General features: G+C 72.5%; 17 protein-coding genes. 9 read left to right on the top strand and 8 right to left on the bottom strand.

Going from position 1 to position 17985, the window contains the following annotated elements; all coding sequences use genetic code 11:
* Positions 1 to 32: 32 nt before the first annotated feature.
* Entirely contained in the window at positions 33 to 278 is a 246-nt protein-coding gene (locus AB7J25_RS17535; protein WP_428510320.1) for a hypothetical protein, read from the bottom strand.
* Positions 279 to 556: 278 nt separating this feature from the next.
* Between AB7J25_RS17535 and nth the strand changes: the two genes are divergently transcribed.
* From nth to AB7J25_RS17515, 4 genes are all read left to right on the top strand, one after another.
* Positions 557 to 1282 (top strand): endonuclease III, encoded by a 726-nt coding sequence (gene nth, locus AB7J25_RS17530; RefSeq protein ID WP_428510365.1) that lies wholly within the window; start codon positions 557 to 559, stop codon positions 1280 to 1282.
* 84 nt (positions 1283 to 1366) lie between these two features.
* The gene (locus tag AB7J25_RS17525; protein ID WP_428510318.1) at positions 1367 to 2026 is read left to right on the top strand and encodes a TlpA family protein disulfide reductase; all 660 of its coding nucleotides are present in this window, start codon (positions 1367 to 1369) and stop codon (positions 2024 to 2026) included.
* Entirely contained in the window at positions 2023 to 2787 is a 765-nt protein-coding gene (locus AB7J25_RS17520) for an NUDIX hydrolase (protein WP_428510316.1), read from the top strand. The genes AB7J25_RS17525 and AB7J25_RS17520 overlap by 4 nt, the downstream gene beginning before the upstream one ends.
* Complete coding sequence (locus tag AB7J25_RS17515; RefSeq protein ID WP_428510314.1) at positions 2784 to 3980, top strand: MarP family serine protease; 1197 nt, start codon at positions 2784 to 2786, stop codon at positions 3978 to 3980. The genes AB7J25_RS17520 and AB7J25_RS17515 overlap by 4 nt, the downstream gene beginning before the upstream one ends.
* A 3-nt stretch (positions 3981 to 3983) precedes the next feature.
* Here AB7J25_RS17515 and AB7J25_RS17510 read toward each other — a convergent pair whose 3' ends face one another.
* On the bottom strand, positions 3984 to 6116 hold the full coding sequence (locus AB7J25_RS17510; protein WP_428510313.1) for a protein kinase domain-containing protein: 2133 nt from the start codon (positions 6114 to 6116) through the stop codon (positions 3984 to 3986).
* Between the two features lie 88 nt (positions 6117 to 6204).
* The gene (locus tag AB7J25_RS17505; protein ID WP_428510311.1) at positions 6205 to 7485 is read right to left on the bottom strand and encodes an adenylosuccinate synthase; all 1281 of its coding nucleotides are present in this window, start codon (positions 7483 to 7485) and stop codon (positions 6205 to 6207) included.
* A gap of 131 nt (positions 7486 to 7616) precedes the next feature.
* Here AB7J25_RS17505 and AB7J25_RS17500 point away from each other — a divergent pair, with 131 nt between their 5' ends.
* Positions 7617 to 8318: a hypothetical protein gene (locus tag AB7J25_RS17500; protein ID WP_428510309.1), complete on the top strand. Its 702-nt coding sequence runs from the start codon at positions 7617 to 7619 to the stop codon at positions 8316 to 8318.
* Between the two features lie 181 nt (positions 8319 to 8499).
* Here the strand turns inward: AB7J25_RS17500 and AB7J25_RS17495 are convergent, their stop codons facing one another.
* Positions 8500 to 8970: a hypothetical protein gene (locus AB7J25_RS17495; RefSeq protein ID WP_428510308.1), complete on the bottom strand. Its 471-nt coding sequence runs from the start codon at positions 8968 to 8970 to the stop codon at positions 8500 to 8502.
* A gap of 305 nt (positions 8971 to 9275) precedes the next feature.
* On the opposite strand from AB7J25_RS17495, the gene AB7J25_RS17490 reads away from it, so the two are divergent.
* Positions 9276 to 11099 (top strand): phosphoenolpyruvate carboxykinase (GTP), encoded by a 1824-nt coding sequence (locus AB7J25_RS17490; RefSeq protein WP_428510306.1) that lies wholly within the window; start codon positions 9276 to 9278, stop codon positions 11097 to 11099.
* A 504-nt stretch (positions 11100 to 11603) separates the two neighbouring features.
* Complete coding sequence (locus tag AB7J25_RS17485; RefSeq protein WP_428510304.1) at positions 11604 to 13478, top strand: hypothetical protein; 1875 nt, start codon at positions 11604 to 11606, stop codon at positions 13476 to 13478.
* Between the two features lie 8 nt (positions 13479 to 13486).
* Here AB7J25_RS17485 and AB7J25_RS17480 read toward each other — a convergent pair whose 3' ends face one another.
* On the bottom strand, positions 13487 to 13801 hold the full coding sequence (locus AB7J25_RS17480; protein ID WP_428510302.1) for a hypothetical protein: 315 nt from the start codon (positions 13799 to 13801) through the stop codon (positions 13487 to 13489).
* Between the two features lie 40 nt (positions 13802 to 13841).
* On the opposite strand from AB7J25_RS17480, the gene AB7J25_RS17475 reads away from it, so the two are divergent.
* Entirely contained in the window at positions 13842 to 14423 is a 582-nt protein-coding gene (locus tag AB7J25_RS17475) for a peroxidase-related enzyme (protein ID WP_428510300.1), read from the top strand.
* A 7-nt stretch (positions 14424 to 14430) separates the two neighbouring features.
* Here AB7J25_RS17475 and AB7J25_RS17470 read toward each other — a convergent pair whose 3' ends face one another.
* From AB7J25_RS17470 to AB7J25_RS17460, 3 genes are read right to left on the bottom strand one after another with little or no spacing between them, the layout of a single operon-like run.
* Entirely contained in the window at positions 14431 to 15204 is a 774-nt protein-coding gene (locus tag AB7J25_RS17470; RefSeq protein WP_428510298.1) for an amino acid ABC transporter ATP-binding protein, read from the bottom strand.
* On the bottom strand, positions 15201 to 16181 hold the full coding sequence (locus AB7J25_RS17465) for an amino acid ABC transporter permease (RefSeq protein WP_428510296.1): 981 nt from the start codon (positions 16179 to 16181) through the stop codon (positions 15201 to 15203). The genes AB7J25_RS17470 and AB7J25_RS17465 overlap by 4 nt, the downstream gene beginning before the upstream one ends.
* Positions 16182 to 16183: 2 nt before the next feature.
* Entirely contained in the window at positions 16184 to 17095 is a 912-nt protein-coding gene (locus AB7J25_RS17460; RefSeq protein ID WP_428510294.1) for an ABC transporter substrate-binding protein, read from the bottom strand.
* 217 nt (positions 17096 to 17312) lie between these two features.
* Here AB7J25_RS17460 and AB7J25_RS17455 point away from each other — a divergent pair, with 217 nt between their 5' ends.
* A complete protein-coding gene (locus AB7J25_RS17455) occupies positions 17313 to 17681 on the top strand; it encodes an antitoxin (protein ID WP_428510292.1) in 369 nt (122 codons plus the stop codon).
* Positions 17682 to 17985: the final 304 nt, after the last annotated feature.

The following is a 17985-nucleotide window of genomic DNA, read 5'->3' as shown; positions in this document are numbered from 1 at the left end:
GGGGGGCGGTGCACATGCCACTCAGCGGAAGATCAGGACGAGACCTTGCTCCTCCGCCGCAGCTTCGGGGCCCGCGCGCGGAGCCGGAACAGCTCCAGGGCACGGCCCGTGCCCTGGCGGAACAGCGCTCGCAGCTCGTCCGGCCGGGGGCGTTCGAGCATCTGCTCGAGCTCGTCCGGGCGCACCGTGGACTCCCGCAGCCTCGACTCGACGCGCTCCATCCCGAGGGCGAAGAACATCACGAGGAGGGGGACGAGGATGGTCAACCAGGCAGTCATGGCGAAAGGCATCGTCTCGCACAAGGGTGGGCACCGTCTCGCCGGGGGCCGCGCGCCCGCACCCCGTAACCCTTTCGTGACCATGACGGCAGGTCCGGGCGTACGGCACGGGGATCCGCTGCGCCCGTACGCTCGGCGGCGTGACCACCGCCTCCCGACCCGCCTCCCGACCCGCTGCCCGACCCGCCGTCCGACCCACGGCGGCGCACGCGGCGAAGCTGGCCGAGCGGATCGCGGCGGGTGAGAGCCCGCTCGGCAGGGCTCGGCGCGTCGGGCGGATGCTGCGGGCGCTCGCCGAGGCGCACCCGGACGCGCACTGCGAGCTGGACTTCACCACGCCGCTGGAGCTGGCCGTCGCCACGATCCTGTCGGCGCAGTCCACGGACAAGCTCGTCAACACGGTCACGCCGAAGCTCTTCGCGCGCTACCCGACCGCGCTGGACTACGCGCAGGCCGACCGCGCCGCGCTGGAGGAGGAGATCCACTCCACCGGCTTCTTCCGGAACAAGGCCAACTCGCTCATCGGGCTGGGCCGGGCCCTGGTCGAGCGCCACGACGGGGTGCTCCCGCACACCCTGGACGAGCTGGTGAAGCTCCCCGGGATCGGCCGCAAGACCGCCAACGTCATCCTCGGCAACGCCTTCGACATCCCCGGCATCACCGTCGACACCCACTTCGGGCGGCTCGTGCGCCGCTGGGGCTGGACGGCGGAGGAGGACCCGGTGAAGGTCGAGCATGCCGTCGGGGCGCTGGTGCCGAAGCGCGACTGGACGATGACGTCGCACCGGGTGATCTTCCACGGCCGCCGCGTCTGCCACGCGCGCAAGCCGGCGTGCGGGGCCTGCACGCTCGCGGCGGACTGCCCGTCCTACGGCACCGGCCCGACGGATCCGGTGACGGCCGCCGCCCTGGTCAAGGGGCCCTCGCGCGAGCGCCTGCTCGCGCTCGCCGGCGCCCCGACCGATGTCGCCGCGTCACCGGCCGGCGCGCGGGACGTCCCATGACCGGGCGCCGGGCCGTCGAGAACGACGTTGCGCTGATCGACAGGGCCTCCGGAGCTGCACAACGTCGTTGTCGACGGGGGCACGGTGAGCGCTGAGGTCGACCGGGCCCGGTCGCGGGCGGGGCTGGTCAGCACCGTCGTGGTCGTGCTGCTGGCGGCGTTCGGGGTGTGGGCGCTGTGGCCGGGCGGCACGCCGGCGCGCCCGGCAGCGGCCGACGGCGCGGCTCTCCCGACGGCTCTCCCGACGGCTCTGCCCACCGCCGAGCTCGCCCCCCTGCGCGCCGCAGCCGCGCTGGACCCCTGCCCCGCAGCCACCGGGGCCGCCCCCGCCGGACCGCTCGCCGGCATCACCGTGCCCTGCCTCGGCGAGGAGCGCGCCGTCGACCTCGGGGCCGCCCTCGCCGGCCGTCCCGCACTGATCAACGTCTGGGCGTCGTGGTGCGCCCCCTGCCGTACCGAGCTCCCCGCGCTGGCCGAGTACGCCGCGCGCCCCGGCGCGGTCCCGGTCCTCGGCGTCGACGTCCGCGACGATCCCCGCGCCGCCCTGGCCCTGCTCGCCGATCTCGGCGTGCGGCTGCCGTCGGTCACCGATCCCGACGGCGCCCTCACCGCCGCCCTCGACCTGCCGCCCGCCCTGCCGATGACCTATGTCGTGCGCGCGGACGGCTCGGTCGCCCGGGTCGATCCGCCGATCCCGTTCGGCAGCGCCGACGAGGTGGCGCGGGCCGTCGCGGAACTCGCATGACCCGCGCGCAGGCCCCGGAGTGGCTGCTCCCCCTGCTCGGTGCGGTGGGTGGGATCGACTCGTCCGTCCTCGGCATCCACCGCATCCCGCCCCCGGCCGACGGCGGGCGGCGCGCGTCGGTGCTGATGCTGTTCGGCGAGGATCCCGTGCACGGGCCGGACGTGCTGCTCACCGAGCGCGCCATCACGCTGCGCGAGCACGCGGGCCAGGTGTCGTTCCCCGGCGGCGGTGCCGATCCCGGCGACCGCGACGCGATCGCCACCGCGCTGCGGGAGGCCGAGGAGGAGACGGGCCTGGACCCCGCGGGGGTCACGCCGCTCGCGCTGCTGCCTGAGCTGTACATCCCCCCGTCGGGATTCGTGGTGACGCCGGTGCTCGCCCACTGGCACGCGCCGTCGATGGTGCACGCCGTGGACCCGGGGGAGACGGCCGCCGTGATCCGGGTACCGCTGGCGACGCTGGCCGATCCGGCACACCGGATCCAGGTCGCGCATCCCTCCGGCTACACGGGCCCGGCGTTCCTGGTGGCGGGGCTGCTCGTCTGGGGTTTCACGGGGGGCCTATTGTCCGCGATGTTGCGGCTCGGCGGCTGGGAACGCGACTGGAACACCGGCCGGGTGCGCGATCTGGACGAGGCGTGGTCCGCGGCGAGGGCGGGCCGGCAGGAGGTCGCTGGCCCTGTGAGCGAGCGTGCGAGCTCACCGTTCAGCACGGCAGGCGGGCGAACGCGGCTGACGGCTGCCGGCGAGGAGGGCTCGTGAGCTGGGTGGACGTCATCGTCATCGGGCTCGCCGTCATCGCGGGGATCTCCGGTTGGCGCCACGGGATGGCCGTCGCGCTGCTGTCGTTCATCGGCGTGCTGGGCGGGGCGATCATCGGCGTCCGGGTGGCACCGCTGCTCGCCGCGAACTTCGAGGCCGCGCCGACGCGGATCATCGTCAGCATCGTGGTCGTCGTGGCGCTCGTCGCGCTCGGCGAGACCACCGGCGTCTACCTGGGCCGGCACATCCGGGACCGGATCAACGGCGACGTGAGCCTGGCCGTGGACTCCACGCTCGGCTCGATCCTCCAGGCGATCACGGTGGTGGTGGCGGCGTGGCTGGTCGCGCTGCCGCTGGCCTCGGCCAGCGTGCCCGGGATCGCGGCCGGGGTGAAGGGATCGGAGGTCCTCAAGGCCGTCGACGCGGTGATGCCGGCCTCCGCCCGTGCACTGCCGCGCGAGCTGCGGGAACTGCTCGACAACTCCGGCTTCCCGAACGTCCTCGACCCGTTCGCCGAGACTCCGATCGTCGCCGTCGGGCCCCCGGACCCGGCGCTGCGCAACGCCGCGATCGTCGACCAGGTCGAGGACAGCATCCTCAAGGTCCGCGGCCGCGCCCCGTCCTGCTCGCGGCAGTTGGAGGGCACCGGGTTCGTCGTGGCGCCGCAGCTGGTGATGACGAACGCGCACGTCGTCGCGGGCACGTCGGACACCAGCGTGGAGGTGCGCAACTCGCGGGGCCGGATCACCTCGCTGGACGCCCGGGTGGTCGTCTACGACCCGAACGTGGACGTCGCGGTGCTGCGCGTGCCGGACCTGGACGCGGACGTGCTGCCGTTCGACCGCGAGGTGGCCGACGTGGGTTCGGACGCGATCGTCATCGGCTACCCGCTCGACGGTCCGTACACGGCCGCCCCGGCGAAGATCCGGCAGCGGATCCAGCTCAACGGTCCGAACATCTACGACAACGGCGAGGTCAGCCGCGACGTCTACACGGTGCGCGCCAAGGTGCAGTCCGGGAACTCGGGCGGCCCGATGATCGACCCGCAGGGCGAGGTGGTCGGCGTGGTGTTCGGTGCGGCGCTGGACGACTCCGAGACGGGCTTCGTGCTCACCTCCGAGCAGGTGCAGGCGGCGTTCCAGCAGGCACAGGGACGCACACGGGCGGTGGACACGGGCGCCTGCGCCTCCTGAGCGTCAGCTCCGGCGGCCGGAGATCTCGTACGTCGTCGACGAGTATGCGGAGCACGCGGTCTCCGGCGACTCCTGGACGAGGGTGCCGGAGATGGTGTGCCCGAACGCCCCGGCCGAATCGGTGACCTGCAGCCGGAAGAGATACCTCACCTCGCAGGCTGCGGTGGAGGTCGCCGGAGTTGCCCATGAACCGCTCGCCTGCCATCCGGCCGCGCCGCGCACGAACGCCGCCGGGCCGGCGAAACTGCCGCTGGAGATCGTGCACGCCTCGGCCGTACAGCCCGACACCTCCCAGGTGTCGGTGAAGCTCGTCCCGTCACACACCGAGTACGAGCACTGCGTCGGCGGCCCGGACACCAGGTACGTGCCCTCCAGGCCGGAGCGCTGTCCCGCCTCGATCGCGAGCGCCGAGAGCACGGCGATTCCGGCCGCCACGGCCACCTGGAGCGCTCGCCGTCGTCGGCGCACGGCCACGAGCCCTCCGTCGCCGACCCGGAACGCACGCGCCACGAGCACGACGTGCGCGGCGACGGGGACCAGCGGAAGGTAGGTGACGAGCTGGTCGGTCTCCGGCCCGCCCGCCATCACGCGGACGAACACGAGACCCACGAACCAGGCCGCACTCGCCGAGAGCCCGACTCCCCGCCACGGGGCCTCGGGCCCGTTCGCGAGCCATCGGACGACGGCCAGCCCCGCGCTGCCGAGGAGGATCGCGACTGCCACCGGCCAGCCGTGGGAGACGGCAATCCCCACGGCCAGCGCGGCGACGGACAGCGACCACACGACCCACACGGCACGGTCCGCGGCCGTCGACAGGCCGCGCCACGGTCCGTCGCTCCTCAGGGCGCGCCAGATTCCCGACGCCAGGACGAGGACGACCGGTACGGAGAGGACGCCGACCGCGACCACGGCGCCGAGGAACTCGTCGTCGCTGGTGGTCTGGCTCGCCATGGTCCCGACGACGGCCACGCAGGAGGCGTAGGCCGCCATCAGCGCCGCCGCCGGGGCCGTCGCTGCCGTCAGACCCCCTGACCACATCCGCAGCACGAATCCGAGGAGTGCCGCCAGGGCGATCGGCCACCACGGCTGCGCCGGGTTGCTGACGGCCACCGAGCCAATCAGGACGAGCGGCGCGCAGGCGGCGGCGAGATCGGCATGGAGGAGGCGACGCTGTCGCAACGAGTATGCCGCGACGACCACCGCGTCAGGATCGGTCGGCGCATCTCGGGTCTCGGTGATCGTCGCGGCCTCGGCTGCCGCCACCGCGGTGGGCGACGCACCGAGATCGACCGGCGCCCCGCCGGGCCGCGGCGCGGCGAGAGCGGTGCTGGCGGCCGCCGCCAGCTGGCCCGCATCCTGGTACCGGTCGTCCGGATTCTTGGCCATCCCCCTGGCCACCACGCTGTCGAGTGCTGTCGGGACCGTCGGGCACCGCGCCGACGCCCGCGGTGGCGGAGCGTAGAGATGCGCGTGGACGAGCGCGCCGACGTGGGCTGCGCGAAACGGCGGCTCTGCCGTCAGGCACTCGAAGAGCAGGCACGCCAGCGCGTAGACGTCCACGCGGTGGTCGACCGTCCCGCTGCCGAACCGCTCGGGCGCCATGTAGTCGAGGGTTCCGATCATCGCGCCCGTCGCGGTCAGTCGCGTGGCGAGCGGGTCCGTGACCGACCGTGCGATGCCGAAGTCGACGAGGTAGCAGAAGTCCGGTCGCCCGTCGCGGACGGTGCTGACCAGCACGTTCGACGGCTTGACGTCCCGGTGCACCAGCCCACCGGCGTGGGCGGCGTCGAGTGCGGCCGCCACCTGCTCGACGATCTGGACCGCTCGTTCGGCCGACAACGCGCCTCCGGTGGCGAGCACCGACCCGAGATCGTCCCCGGTGACGAGCCGCATGTCGATGAACAGCCGGCCCTCGATCTCGCCGTACCGGTGGATCGGGATCACGTGCGGTTCGTTCAGCGCCGCCGCGATCTCCGCCTCCCGCCGGAAACGGGCGCGGAAGCCGTCGTCGTCGGACACCGACTCCGGCAGGAGCTTCAGCGCGACGACCCGGTTCTGGCTCGTGTCGAAGGCACGGTAGACCTCGCCCATACCGCCGCGGCCCAGAAGACCGTCGAGCCGATACGGGCCGACCATCCTGCTCAGCGCGACCCCTCCCCAAGCCGTGCCCCGACCGACCGTGACGGTATCCGCTACCGCACGTGGCTGGGAACGGCCGGGAGTATCAGAGCTCGCGGGTGATCGTCTCGTCGCGCCCGGGGCCGACCCCGATCGCGGAGACGGGCGCCCCGGTGAGCTCCTCGACGCGCTGCACGTACGCGCGGGCGTTCGCGGGCAGCTCGTCGAAGGTGCGGCAGCCGGAGATGTCCTCGAACCAGCCGGGCAGCTCCTCGTACACCGGCACCGCGTGGTGGATGTCCGTCTGCGTCATCGGCATGTCGTCCACGCGGCGGCCGTCGATCTCGTAGCCGACGCACACCGGCACCGTCTCCAGGCTCGACAGGACGTCGAGCTTGGTGAGGAAGAAGTCGGTGATGCCGTTGACCCGCACCGCGTAGCGGCCGATGACGGCGTCGAACCAGCCGCAGCGGCGCGGGCGCCCCGTGGTGACGCCGACCTCGCCGCCGGTCTTGCGCAGGTACTCGCCCGACTCGTCGAACAGCTCCGTGGGGAACGGCCCCGACCCGACACGGGTGGTGTACGCCTTGAGGATCCCGACGACCCGCCCGATGCGGGTGGGCCCGATCCCGGAGCCGACGGCCGCGCCGCCCGCGGTCGGGTTCGAGCTCGTCACGAACGGATACGTGCCGTGGTCGACGTCGAGCAGGGTGCCCTGCGAGCCCTCCAGCAGCACCGTCTCGCCGCGCTCGAGCGCCTGGTTGAGCAGCAGCCGGGTGTCCGCGATGCGGTCGACGAACCGGCCCGCGTGCCCGAGGACGGTGTCGACGACCTCCTCGACGTCCAGGGCGCGGCGGTTGTAGACCTTGACGAGCACCTGGTTCTTGTACTCCAGGGCCGCCTCGACCTTCTGGTGCAGGATCTTCTCGTCGAGCACGTCCGCGATCCGCACGCCGATACGGGCGACCTTGTCCTGGTAGGCGGGTCCGATGCCGCGACCGGTCGTGCCGATCTTGGCCTTGCCGAGGTAACGCTCGGTGACCTTGTCCATCACGATGTGGTACGGCATGATCATGTGCGCGTCCGCCGAGATCAGCAGCCGGGACGTGTCGACGCCCCGCTCGGCCAGCCCGGCGAGCTCGGTGAGCAGCACACCCGGGTCCACCACCACCCCGTTGCCGATCACGTTCGTGACCCCCGGGGTGAGGATGCCGGACGGGATGAGGTGCAGCGCGAAGTTCTCGCCGGTGGGTAGCACCACCGTGTGGCCGGCGTTGTTGCCGCCCTGGTAGCGCACCACCCATTGCACCTGCCCGCCGAGCAGGTCGGTGGCCTTGCCCTTGCCCTCGTCGCCCCACTGGGCTCCGATCAGCACGATGGCGGGCATGTGAGAGTCTCCGAATCTCCGGGCAGGGAGGACGCCGGATCGTGGGCGCGGGCGATCCCGCGGCTGTCGTGCAGGGATGTGGCCGGAGCCGGGTTCGGCGCCCGGTCGGCCGACGAAAGGGTAACCGAACCGTGGCCTCCACAGGCGTGGCAGCGCTGCTCGTGACCTGCACGGCGCAGGCCGCCTGTGCCACCGGCTTTCCCGGCGACCTCCCGGTGGCGGCGGTGCCGCCGCGGCCGGGGAAGGCGGACATCGACCCGTTGCTGGCCGAGATGACGCCGCGCAGGCTGGTCGTGGCCGGAACGGACGCCGATCTCGCCGCCGTCCTCGTGCGGCTGCTGCGGACCGAGCGGCTGGACGTCGAGGTGGCGTACGTGTCGATCCACCGCTCGTCGGACGCCGCCCGGACATGGGGGCTGCCGCGCGGACGGGCGGCGCGGGAGCTGGCGCTGCACGGCACCGCGCGGCCCGCACCGCTCGTGCGCGACGACGTCGGCGGGGTGCTCGTCGGGCGCGGCGAGATCCGGGGGCTGCACGGGGAGTGCTACTGCGACGAGACGCTGGTGCTGCGCGGCCGCACGCCGCGGCTGGTGGTGGCCCCGACCCCGGACGGTGTCGCGGTGCGCGCCGGGCGCGGGCGGCGGCTGCCGTCCGGCGCGGTGCGGGCGGTGCCGCAGACCACGCGCAGCGGACGTGGGGCGGCGATCGGGCGTGCGGTGCAGGTCGGCTGCCTGCCGGCCACGGTCCTGTGCGACGGGGTGGCCCACCCGCGGCCGGTGGAGCGGTTCACCTGGTTCCGCCACACGAGCGACTGGCTGCTCGTCCGCGGCTGAGCGGCCCGGTGCCGGGCTCGCGGCGCACGACGCTGCCGGTCGCACACACCCGCGGATGGCGACACATACCGTCGGCGGTGTGTGCGAGCACCACGGCATCTGTGCAAGCACCACGGGGTCTGTGCTGGCGCCACGGGTGCGTGCGAGCACCACGGGGGTTACATGCCGGCCCCTCGCCCGGTCAGCGCTGCACGTGCGGCGCCGGCTGCGTGGGCACGCTCCCGGCCGCCCCGCCCGCGAGGGGCACGTCGTCGGGATGCGACGCCATGCCCTGCGCGCCCTGCTCGGCGAGCCGGTGGCTGACCTCGGCGGAGATCTGGTCTGCCTGGCGGCGCTGGCGGATCCGGATCAGCACGAGCATCGAGACGCCGTAGGCGATGCCGAGCACGAGCAGGACGATGCCGAGCTTGACCACGACGGTCTGGAGCTGGGAGTCGAGGCTGATGTCGACCGCCGAGATGATGGCCAGCACCCCGAGGGTGATGAGGTGGAAGAGCACCGAGAGCAGCCGGTTCACCGACCGGGTGACCTTCCGGTCCCGGAAGACCTCGAGCAGGTACGGCTCCCCGGCCACCACGAGGAGGCGACCGACCACCACCGTGAGGCCGATGGCGATCACCAGGACGGTGATGTACTCGGCGTTGGCGGACATGTTTCCTCCATGTTGCGACCCGGACGAGGTGTTCCGGGGTACCCGCTCACGCGCCGGCTCACACCGCCGATCCGGTGGCGCCCGATTTGTGCCGGTGGACACTTCGATCGTTCTTCTGAATCGATTCCCGAATCGTTCTTGTGAGTCAGCCGACAGCAGCCGACGGTGGGGCGAACCGGTGTCCGGCGGTACGGTCGGGTAACACCCAGCCGCCGTGACACCCGTTCCCCGCCGAACGGGTGCGCGGCCGCATTTCCTGGGGCCGACCGGGTACGGCCTCGCCAACGAGGAGGCGGAGCGACAAAGTGACAGCCGTGATCGTGCCAGGTATCGACGATGCGCCGACCGAGAACGCACAGCTGCTGTCCTGGGTACGCGAGGTCGCCGAACTCGCGGGTCCGGATCGCGTCGTCTGGTGTGACGGTTCGGACGAGGAATGGGATCGCGTCACGACGAAGCTGGTCGACGCGGGCACCGTCGTCAAGCTGGACGAACGCCGCAAACCGAACTCGTTCTGGGCCGCGTCGGACCCCGACGACGTGGCGCGGGTCGAGGAGCGCACCTTCATCTGCACGCTCGACGAGGAGGGGGCGGGCCCGACGAACAACTGGGTGGCGCCCGCCGAGATGAAGGCGACGCTGACTGAGCTGTACCGCGGCTGCATGCGCGGCCGCACCATGTACGTCATCCCCTTCTGCATGGGCCCCCTGGACGCCGAGAACCCCATGCTCGGTGTCGAGATCACGGACTCCGAGTACGTCGTCGCCTCGATGAAGATCATGACCCGGATGGGCGCGACCGTCACGCCGCTGTTCGAGGGTCTCGGGGACCGCTGGGTGAAGTGCCTGCACTCCGTGGGCGCCCCGCTCGAGCCCGGCAAGCCGGACGTGCCGTGGCCGTGCAACGAGACCAAGTACATCAGCCACTTCCCGGAGACGCGCGAGATCTGGAGCTACGGCTCGGGTTACGGTGGCAATGCGCTCCTGGGAAAGAAGTGTTACGCGCTGCGGATCGCATCGGCCATCGCGCACGACGAGGGCTGGCTCGCCGAGCACATGCTGATCCTCAAGCTGATCAGTCCCGAGGACAAGGCGTACTACGTCGCCGCCGCGTTTCCGTCGGCGTGCGGCAAGACGAACCTCGCGATGCTGCAGCCGACGATTCCGGGCTGGCGCGCCGAAACGATCGGGGACGACATCGCCTGGATGCGATTCGGCGAGGACGGCCGGCTCTACGCGGTGAACCCCGAATTCGGGTTCTTCGGGGTCGCACCCGGCACCAACTGGAAGACCAACCCCAATGCGATGAAGACCATCGAGGCGGGCAACGCGCTGTTCACCAACGTCGCCCGCACCGACGACGGCGACGTGTGGTGGGAGGGCCTGGAGGGCGATCCGCAGCACCTGATCTCCTGGACCGGCGAGGACTGGACGCCGGATTCCGGCAAGCCCGCCGCGCACGCGAACTCCCGCTACACCGTGCCGATCGCGCAGTGCCCGGTGGTCGCGCCGGAGTGGGAGGACCCCCGAGGCGTGCCGATCTCGGCGATCCTCTTCGGCGGCCGCCGCAAGACGACGGTCCCGCTGGTCACCGAGGCACGTGACTGGCAGCACGGCACCTTCATGGGCGCCACCATGTCCTCGGAGAAGACCGCCGCCGCCAAGGGCGGGCTCGGCGAGGTCCGCCGCGACCCGATGGCGATGCTGCCGTTCCTCGGCTACAACGTCGGCGACTACTTCCAGCACTGGGTGAACGTCGGCAAGGGTGCCGACGCGGACAAGCTGCCGAAGATCTTCTACGTCAACTGGTTCCGCCGCGGCGCGGACGGCCGGTTCCTCTGGCCGGGCTTCGGCGAGAACAGCCGCGTCCTCAAGTGGTGCATCCAGCGCATGGAGGGCACCGCCGCCGCGCAGGAGGCGCCGGTCGGCTACGTGCCCGCGCCCGAGCACCTGGACCTGACCGGCCTGGACACCGAGCCCGACGACATCGCCGCGGCCCTCGCGGTGGACGCCGAGGAGTGGAAGGCGGAGATCCCGCTCATCGAGGAGTGGTTCCAGAAGGTCGGCGCGAAGCTGCCGACCTCGATGCGCGACGAGCTGGACGCCCTCAAGCTCCGCCTCGGCCTCTAGGCGACCGGCGCCCGACCTCGCGAACGGCCCGTACGGGAAGACCTTTGTCCCGTACGGGCCGTTCGCGCGCTCACGGCGGCGCCCTACGGATCCCGTTGCGGGCCGAATCGCCGACGGCACCGATGACGCCGACGTCACGCACCCGGGGACTGCTGGGCAGCCCGTCGGGTAGTTGACGCGCCGAATGTTCACCGATTCGGGTGGTCACCGGGCGCTGCATCGCACCACGCACGGACAAGCACGGGCACGCACGAACCGCTCGTCGCACAAACACCACCGCTCGACGGAAGGAACGCCACCGAGGGGCACGCATGAGCGCCCTCAGGCGTCCATCGGCACGGAATCCACAGATGTCACTCGTTAGAGTGACCACGTACCGAAGTTGGTGACCGTTCGTCGTCGTCCGATTGCCCTCAGGCGGCGAAGGGATGGAACATCGGGCGGAGTACCCGCGATACGCGGGGGACCGTCGCCTCCCGGTGGCGGCAGTCGGAGGTGGCAGCAGTGCTGAACGGGGTCGGAGCGGAGGCGGCGCACGGCACGGTCGACGCGGACGACATGGGCGTGTTCGTGGACCGCATCGCGGCCGCCGGGTCGGACCGTCCCACCGCGCTCGCCGCCGCACAGGTCCGTCGCCGGATCGAGGCCGGAGCCGTCCCTGCAGGGGTGCGCAGGCTCGCCGAGTCCCTCGCGGCCACCGTCACCGACCCGCCCGCGCAGCGCTGGCCCGTGGACGAGCCCGAGTCGCTCGTCGACGCGGTGCAGGTGCGCAACCTCGTCGTCCTCGAGCACCACGCCGCACCGGAGGTCGCCGCCGCGGTGACGGCCCTGCTCACCGCGGGCCGACGCGTCCTCGTCACCGCACCGGACAGCGCCGGGCTGGACGCGGTCCGCGCCCGGCTGCCGGAGTCCGTGACGGACCGGATCGTGAGTCGCCTGCCCGCGATGCCGCCCGCCGAGCTGCGGGAGCTGCGCAAGCTGCTCGTCACCGACACCGCCGCCCGCCAGGCGCGACCGGGTCAGCGGCTGCCCGACGAGTCGGCCCTGCCTCCGCTGGAGCAGGTCGCCCCGCTCTGCGAGCGGGTCCGCAGCCTCACCGGCGATCCCGGATCGCACGTCATCGCCCACCTGCTCGACGACGTGGACACCGAGCGGATGGAGGCCATCGTCGAGGTCGCGCGCTGCGTTCAGGAACGCTTCGCGGCGCTCGGCCCGCGCGAGGCGGGAGGGTGGACCTGGAACGTGCTGGACGACCTGGTGGTGCAGCGCAACCGCGCCACCTTCGACCGCCTCCGGGAGGAGGCCGCCCAGGCCGTCACGACGGCCACCCGCATCGAGGGCGCTCCACCGGTGGCGTTCGTGGAACCGCTCACCGACGAGGGCCGCCAGGTGCTCTTCTCCTACTTCGAGTTCCTGCGCGACGGCGGGCGACCGCGCTCGTTCTTCCGCCCTCCCGAGCAACGCGACGCACAGCCCGTGCTCGCCCAGATCCGGGTCGCGGGCGAGGTCCCGGAGTCCGAGTCCGAGCTGCGGCTCATCCTGAGCCACCGTGAGCTGGCCGATCGGCTGGAGCGGATCGTCGCCAACTGCGGCGAGCTGGGAGTTCCGGCACCGCGCGACGTGAGCCTGCTCCCGGCCCTGCTCGAGGAGCTGGACAAGATCGCCGCCGCGGCCCGTTCCATGGCCACGCTGCGCCACGACGTGCTGTTCCTGCGGCCGGACTCGCCGATCCGCCCACCGGACGCGGACCAGGCCGACCGGGTCGCCGCCGAGATCCTCGCCTTCGCCGATCGCACCCCGGGCGTGGAGGCCGAGCGCGAGCTGGACGAGCTGGCGGACCGGCTGGCCGAGCTCGCCCCGCCGGAGACCACCGCGCCCGAGCACACGCAGGCCGTCGCCGCCCTGCGCGAGCGGGACCCGCACGCCTACGCCGAGGCCCTGAACGCGCTCGGCGCGGCCCGCCGCGAGCACCGGGACGGTGAGCGGCAGGCCGCGCTGGTGGCCCGCCTGCGGGCCACCGCACCCACCCTCGCCGACGCGTGGACCCAGCCGGGCGCGGTGACGGCCGGGCTCGGTGCTGCGTGCCTCGTGCCGATGGACGCGCTGCTCGCGCAGCTTCCGCCAGCGGACAGCGCGGACGTCGTCCTCGTCCTGGGCGCTGCCGGGCTGGGTGTGGAGCGGTTGCTGCTCACCGCGGCCGCGCCGCGGCTGGTGGCCGTGCTGGCCCCGAACGACCAGGCCGCGCCGGCGCCGAGCCTGCTGTCGGTGCTGCGCCGCGCCGGTGCCCTCGTGATCCGGGGCGGCGTCGGTGACGCCGGCGGTGAGGTGGTGCCGCTCGCGCGCGCGGTGCCGACACCGCGGGAGGCACAGGTCGGCTGAGCACGCCGTCAGCGCGTGGCTCCCTCCAGCAGCGCGAACGGGTCGCTGCCGGGCACCCCGAAGCGTTCCCACCGGTCCGGCTCGGGGCCGGGCCGGTAGAGCGACCACAGGCCGGGTCCGGGATCGCGGTAGCACAGCCGCGCCACCGGGGTGGACGTCCAGGCCGCCGCCAGCTCGGGGTACTCGGGCGCGCGGCGGTCCGTGATCCGCACCTCGTCCTCGTGGATCGCCCAGCCCAACCGCCTGCGGGCGCGTTCGGCCGCGGGCACGGCCTCGCGGCACCACCGCGCAAGCCGCTGCGGGAACTCCTCGGGCACGGACACGGACCCATGATCCCGCCGGGGACGGCTAGCGTCGATGTCCATGAGCGAACAGCACCCGGTCAGCCGGTTCGGCACGGTCGCCCTTGCCGACATGCCCGAGGATCTGCGTACGCGGATCGGCGCGATCGCCGAGAAGTCCGGCTTCGTCCCGAACGTGTTCCTGGCCCTGGCCCACAGGCCTGCGGAGCTGCGGGCCTTCCTCGACTACCACGACGCGCTGATGGACCGCTCGGACGGGCTGTCCAAGGCCGAGCGGGAGCTCGTCGTCGTCGCGACGTCCGGGGCGAACCACTGCACGTACTGCGTGGTGGCGCACGGGGCGATCCTGCGGGTGCGCACCAAGGACCCGGAGATCGCCGACCGGGTGGCCAGCAACCCGTGGGCGGCGGTGCTCTCGCCGCGGGAGCGCGCGATCGTCGACCTGGCGTTGCTGATCGCGACGGACTCCGCGTCTCTCACCGACGCCGAACTGGACGACGCCCGGCTCGCGGGCCTGTCCGAGGACGAGATCTGGGACGTCGGAGCGATCACCGCGCTCTTCGCCATGTCGAACCGGCTCGCGCACCTCACCGCCCTGCGACCGAACCCGGAGTTCTTCCTCCTGGGCAGGCTGCCCCGGTAGCCCGCGCTCAGAGAACCTTGGACAGGAACGACCGGGTGCGCTCGTGGCTCGGGTTCGCCAGCACCTCCCGGGGCGCGCCCTTCTCGACCACCCGGCCCCCGTCGAAGAACACGAGGCTGTCCGCCACCTCCCGCGCGAACCCCATCTCGTGGGTGACGACGACCATCGTCATCCCGTCGGCGGCGAGCTCCCGCATGACGTCGAGCACCTCGCCGACGAGCTCCGGGTCCAGCGCGGAGGTCGGCTCGTCGAACAGCATCAGCCGGGGCTTCATCGCGAGCGCCCGCGCGATCGCCACCCGCTGCTGCTGCCCGCCGGACAGCTGCGCGGGGTAGGCGTCGCAGCGCTCCCCGAGCCCCACCCGATCCAGGAGCGCGACGGCCTGCTCCCGCGCCTCCCGGCGCGAGGTGCGGCGCACCACCATCGGGGCCTCCATGACGTTCTCCGCGGCCGTGCGGTGGGGGAACAGGTTGAACCGCTGGAACACCATGCCGATGTCGCGGCGCTGGCGCGCCACCTCGGACTCGCGCAGCTCGTAGAGCTTGCCGCCCGACTCCCGGTACCCGACGAGGTGGCCGTCGACGCGGAGCGTGCCCGCGTTGATGCTCTCCAGGTGGTTGATGCACCGCAGGAACGTCGACTTGCCCGACCCGGACGGCCCGATCACGCAGGCGACCTCGCCGGGCATCACGGTGAAGTCCACCCCGTCGAGCACCTGTACCGACCCGAACCGCTTGCAGACGCTCACGGCCTCGACCATCGGCGTCGACGGCGCGCTCATCTGGTCTCCTCCTCGGTCGGGACCGTCGCGGCAGGCGAGGGGGACGTGGCGGGCGACGCGGGCGACGCGGGCGAGGCCGTCGTCGTCCTGGCGCGGCGCAGCAACCGCGGCCCGGTGACGTCCGGGGTGACGCCGCGGCCGAAGCGCCGCTCCAGGAAGCTCTGCCCGACGGTCAGCAGCGACGTCAGCGCCAGGTACCAGATCGCCGCCACGATGAGCAGCGGGATGACCTGGAAGTTCGCCGAGTAGATCCGCTGCGCGGACGTGAGCAGCTCGGAGTAGGCGATGACCACGACCAGCGACGTCGTCTTGAGCATGGAGATCGTCTCGTTGCCCGTCGGCGGGATGATCACCCGCATCGCCTGCGGGAGCACGATCCGCCGCAGGGCTTGCGGCCGCGACATGCCGAGTGCCCCGGCCGCCTCGGCCTGGCCCGGGTCCACCGACTGGATGCCGGCGCGCACGATCTCGGCCATGTAGGCGGCCTCGTTGAGCCCGAGCCCCAGCAGGGACGCGACGAACACGCTGATCAGCGTCTTCGTCTCGATCGAAGCGAACTCCGGGCCGAACGGGATGCCCACCGACAGCCGCGGGTAGAGCGCGCCAAGGAAATTCCAGAACAGCAGCTGCGCGATCAGCGGCGTGCCCCGGAACAGCCAGATGTAGCCCGCGGCGACGCTGGAGAGCACCGGGTTCGGCGAGAGCCGCATCACCGCGAGCGCCACCCCTCCGACGATGCCGATGATCATCGACAGCACCGTCAGGATGATCGTGTTGCGCAGCCCCGCGAGGATCGGCGGACTGAACAGGTACTCCCAGACCACCGGCCAGCCGAAGCGGGGATTGGTGAGCAGGGAGTTGACCAGCATCGCGGCGAGCACCGCGAGCGCCGCGATCGCCACCCACCGCCCCGGGTGGCGGACCGGCACCGCGACGATGTCGGGCGGTCGCGTGGGAGAGCCGGCCGGGTCGGCCACCCTCAGCTCCGGATCTCCGACGTGGTGATCGCGCCGTTCGCGACCCCCCACTTCTCGAGGATCGCCTGGTACGTGCCGTCGGCGATGAGCGCCTGGATCGCGCCCTGCACGGCCTTCGGGAAGTCGCCCTGGTTCTTGCCGAGCGCGATGCCGTACGGGCCGGCGTCGTAGGGCTCGCCGAGGGCTTCGAGCTGACCGTTCGTCTGCTGCGCGGCGTAGCCGACGACGGGGGAGTCGGCGAGCATCGCGACGACGCGTCCCGAGGCGAGCGCGAGGTTCACGTCCGTCTGCAGCTGGAACTCCGAGACGGTGATGGCCGGCTTGCCCTCCGCGGCGCACTTCTCGTTGCGGGCGGCGAGGTCCTCGACCTGCACCGTGCCCCGCTGCACCCCGATGGCCTTGCCGCACAGGTCGTCGGCGACCACGCCGTCCGGGTTGCCCGCCCGCACGCCGACGCTGGTACCCGCCGAGTAGTAGCTGACCATGTCGACGACCTGGACCCGCTCGTCGTTGATGCTGAACGACGACATGCCCGCCTCGTAGGTTCCCGCGCCGATGCCGGGCAGGATCCCGTCGAAGGAGCTGTTGACGAACTCGCCGGTGAGACCCAGCTTCTGCGCGATCGCGTTGCCGAGATCGACGTCCATCCCGATGATCGTCGTGCCGTCCGATGCGGTGAACTCGTTCGGGGGATACGACGCGTCGGTGCCGAAGACGAGCTTGCCGTCGGACTTCACCGAGTCCGGGACCTGGGCGGCGAGTGCCGGATCGGACGTGACGGCGGGGACGGGGGCGGCGCTCGTGGGTGCAGCGCCGCCGGCGGCCCCGCTGCCGTCGCCGCCGGCGCCGCAGCCGGCGAGCACGGCGGCGAGAGCCGCGACGGTGACGACGGACGGAAGCCTTCTGACGAACATGAACACCTTCCCCTGTGTGACGAACTCCGAGGCATCGTGCCACCGGTTCACCCGTTCGGGAGCTAGCCAACATCACGTTCGGATGACATCACCCTCCGTTTACTCGCGGGATTGCTGCGTGACCGGGACGGGTAGCCGGAACCATTCGCGCCCCCGGGCGCGTTGACAACCTGACCGGTGCCGGGGAACGTCTCCGGCACTCCGCGAAAGGACCGTCATGGCCAAGCTCGTACGAAGGCTCGCGCTGCTCGCCGCGGCCGCCGCGGCCGCCCGCCAGTACGCCCAGAAGAACCCGGACCAGGCGGGCAAGATGGTCGACCAGGCCGCCGACTTCGTCGACAAGCAGACGAAGGGCCGCTACCGGAGCCAGATCGACGGCGTCGCCCGCACCGCCAAGGGCGCCGCGGGCATCCCGCACACGCCGGGGCAGGCCGCGGCAGGACCGTACGGCGGCCCGACCGCGTACGACCCGCCCGGCCCCGCACAGCCCAACGGCCAGACCTGGACCGACCCGACCGCCGGGACCCCGCAGGCACCCCCGCAGGCCACACAGCAGCCCCGGACACCGCCCAACCCGCAGGGCTGACCCGGACCACGACGGCACCGCGGGCCCCACCGGGTCGCGGTGCCGTCGTCTGTGCGACGACCCCGCCGGATCTTGCGGACCGTGCCACGATGGCGTGGAGGCAGGCCGGGCGCGCAACCCGCGACCCGACCACCGTGGACACCCGGGCCGCCACGAACGGCCACCGGGTACGCAGCGCCTAGGAGGTACCGTGTCCGTTCCGCACAGGTGGACCCCACCCGCCGTCGCCCCGCCGGGACCGCCAGCCGGCCCCACCCGCGAGCAGGTCCTCGCCGGCCTCAAGGGCACCGACGCAGGCGGTCCC

This window comes from Pseudonocardia sp. (assembly GCF_050246655.1).
Classification (GTDB): domain Bacteria; phylum Actinomycetota; class Actinomycetes; order Mycobacteriales; family Pseudonocardiaceae; genus Pseudonocardia.
The sequence above is the reverse complement of the archived record's forward strand: the minus strand, read 5'-3'. Positions and strand labels throughout refer to the sequence as shown.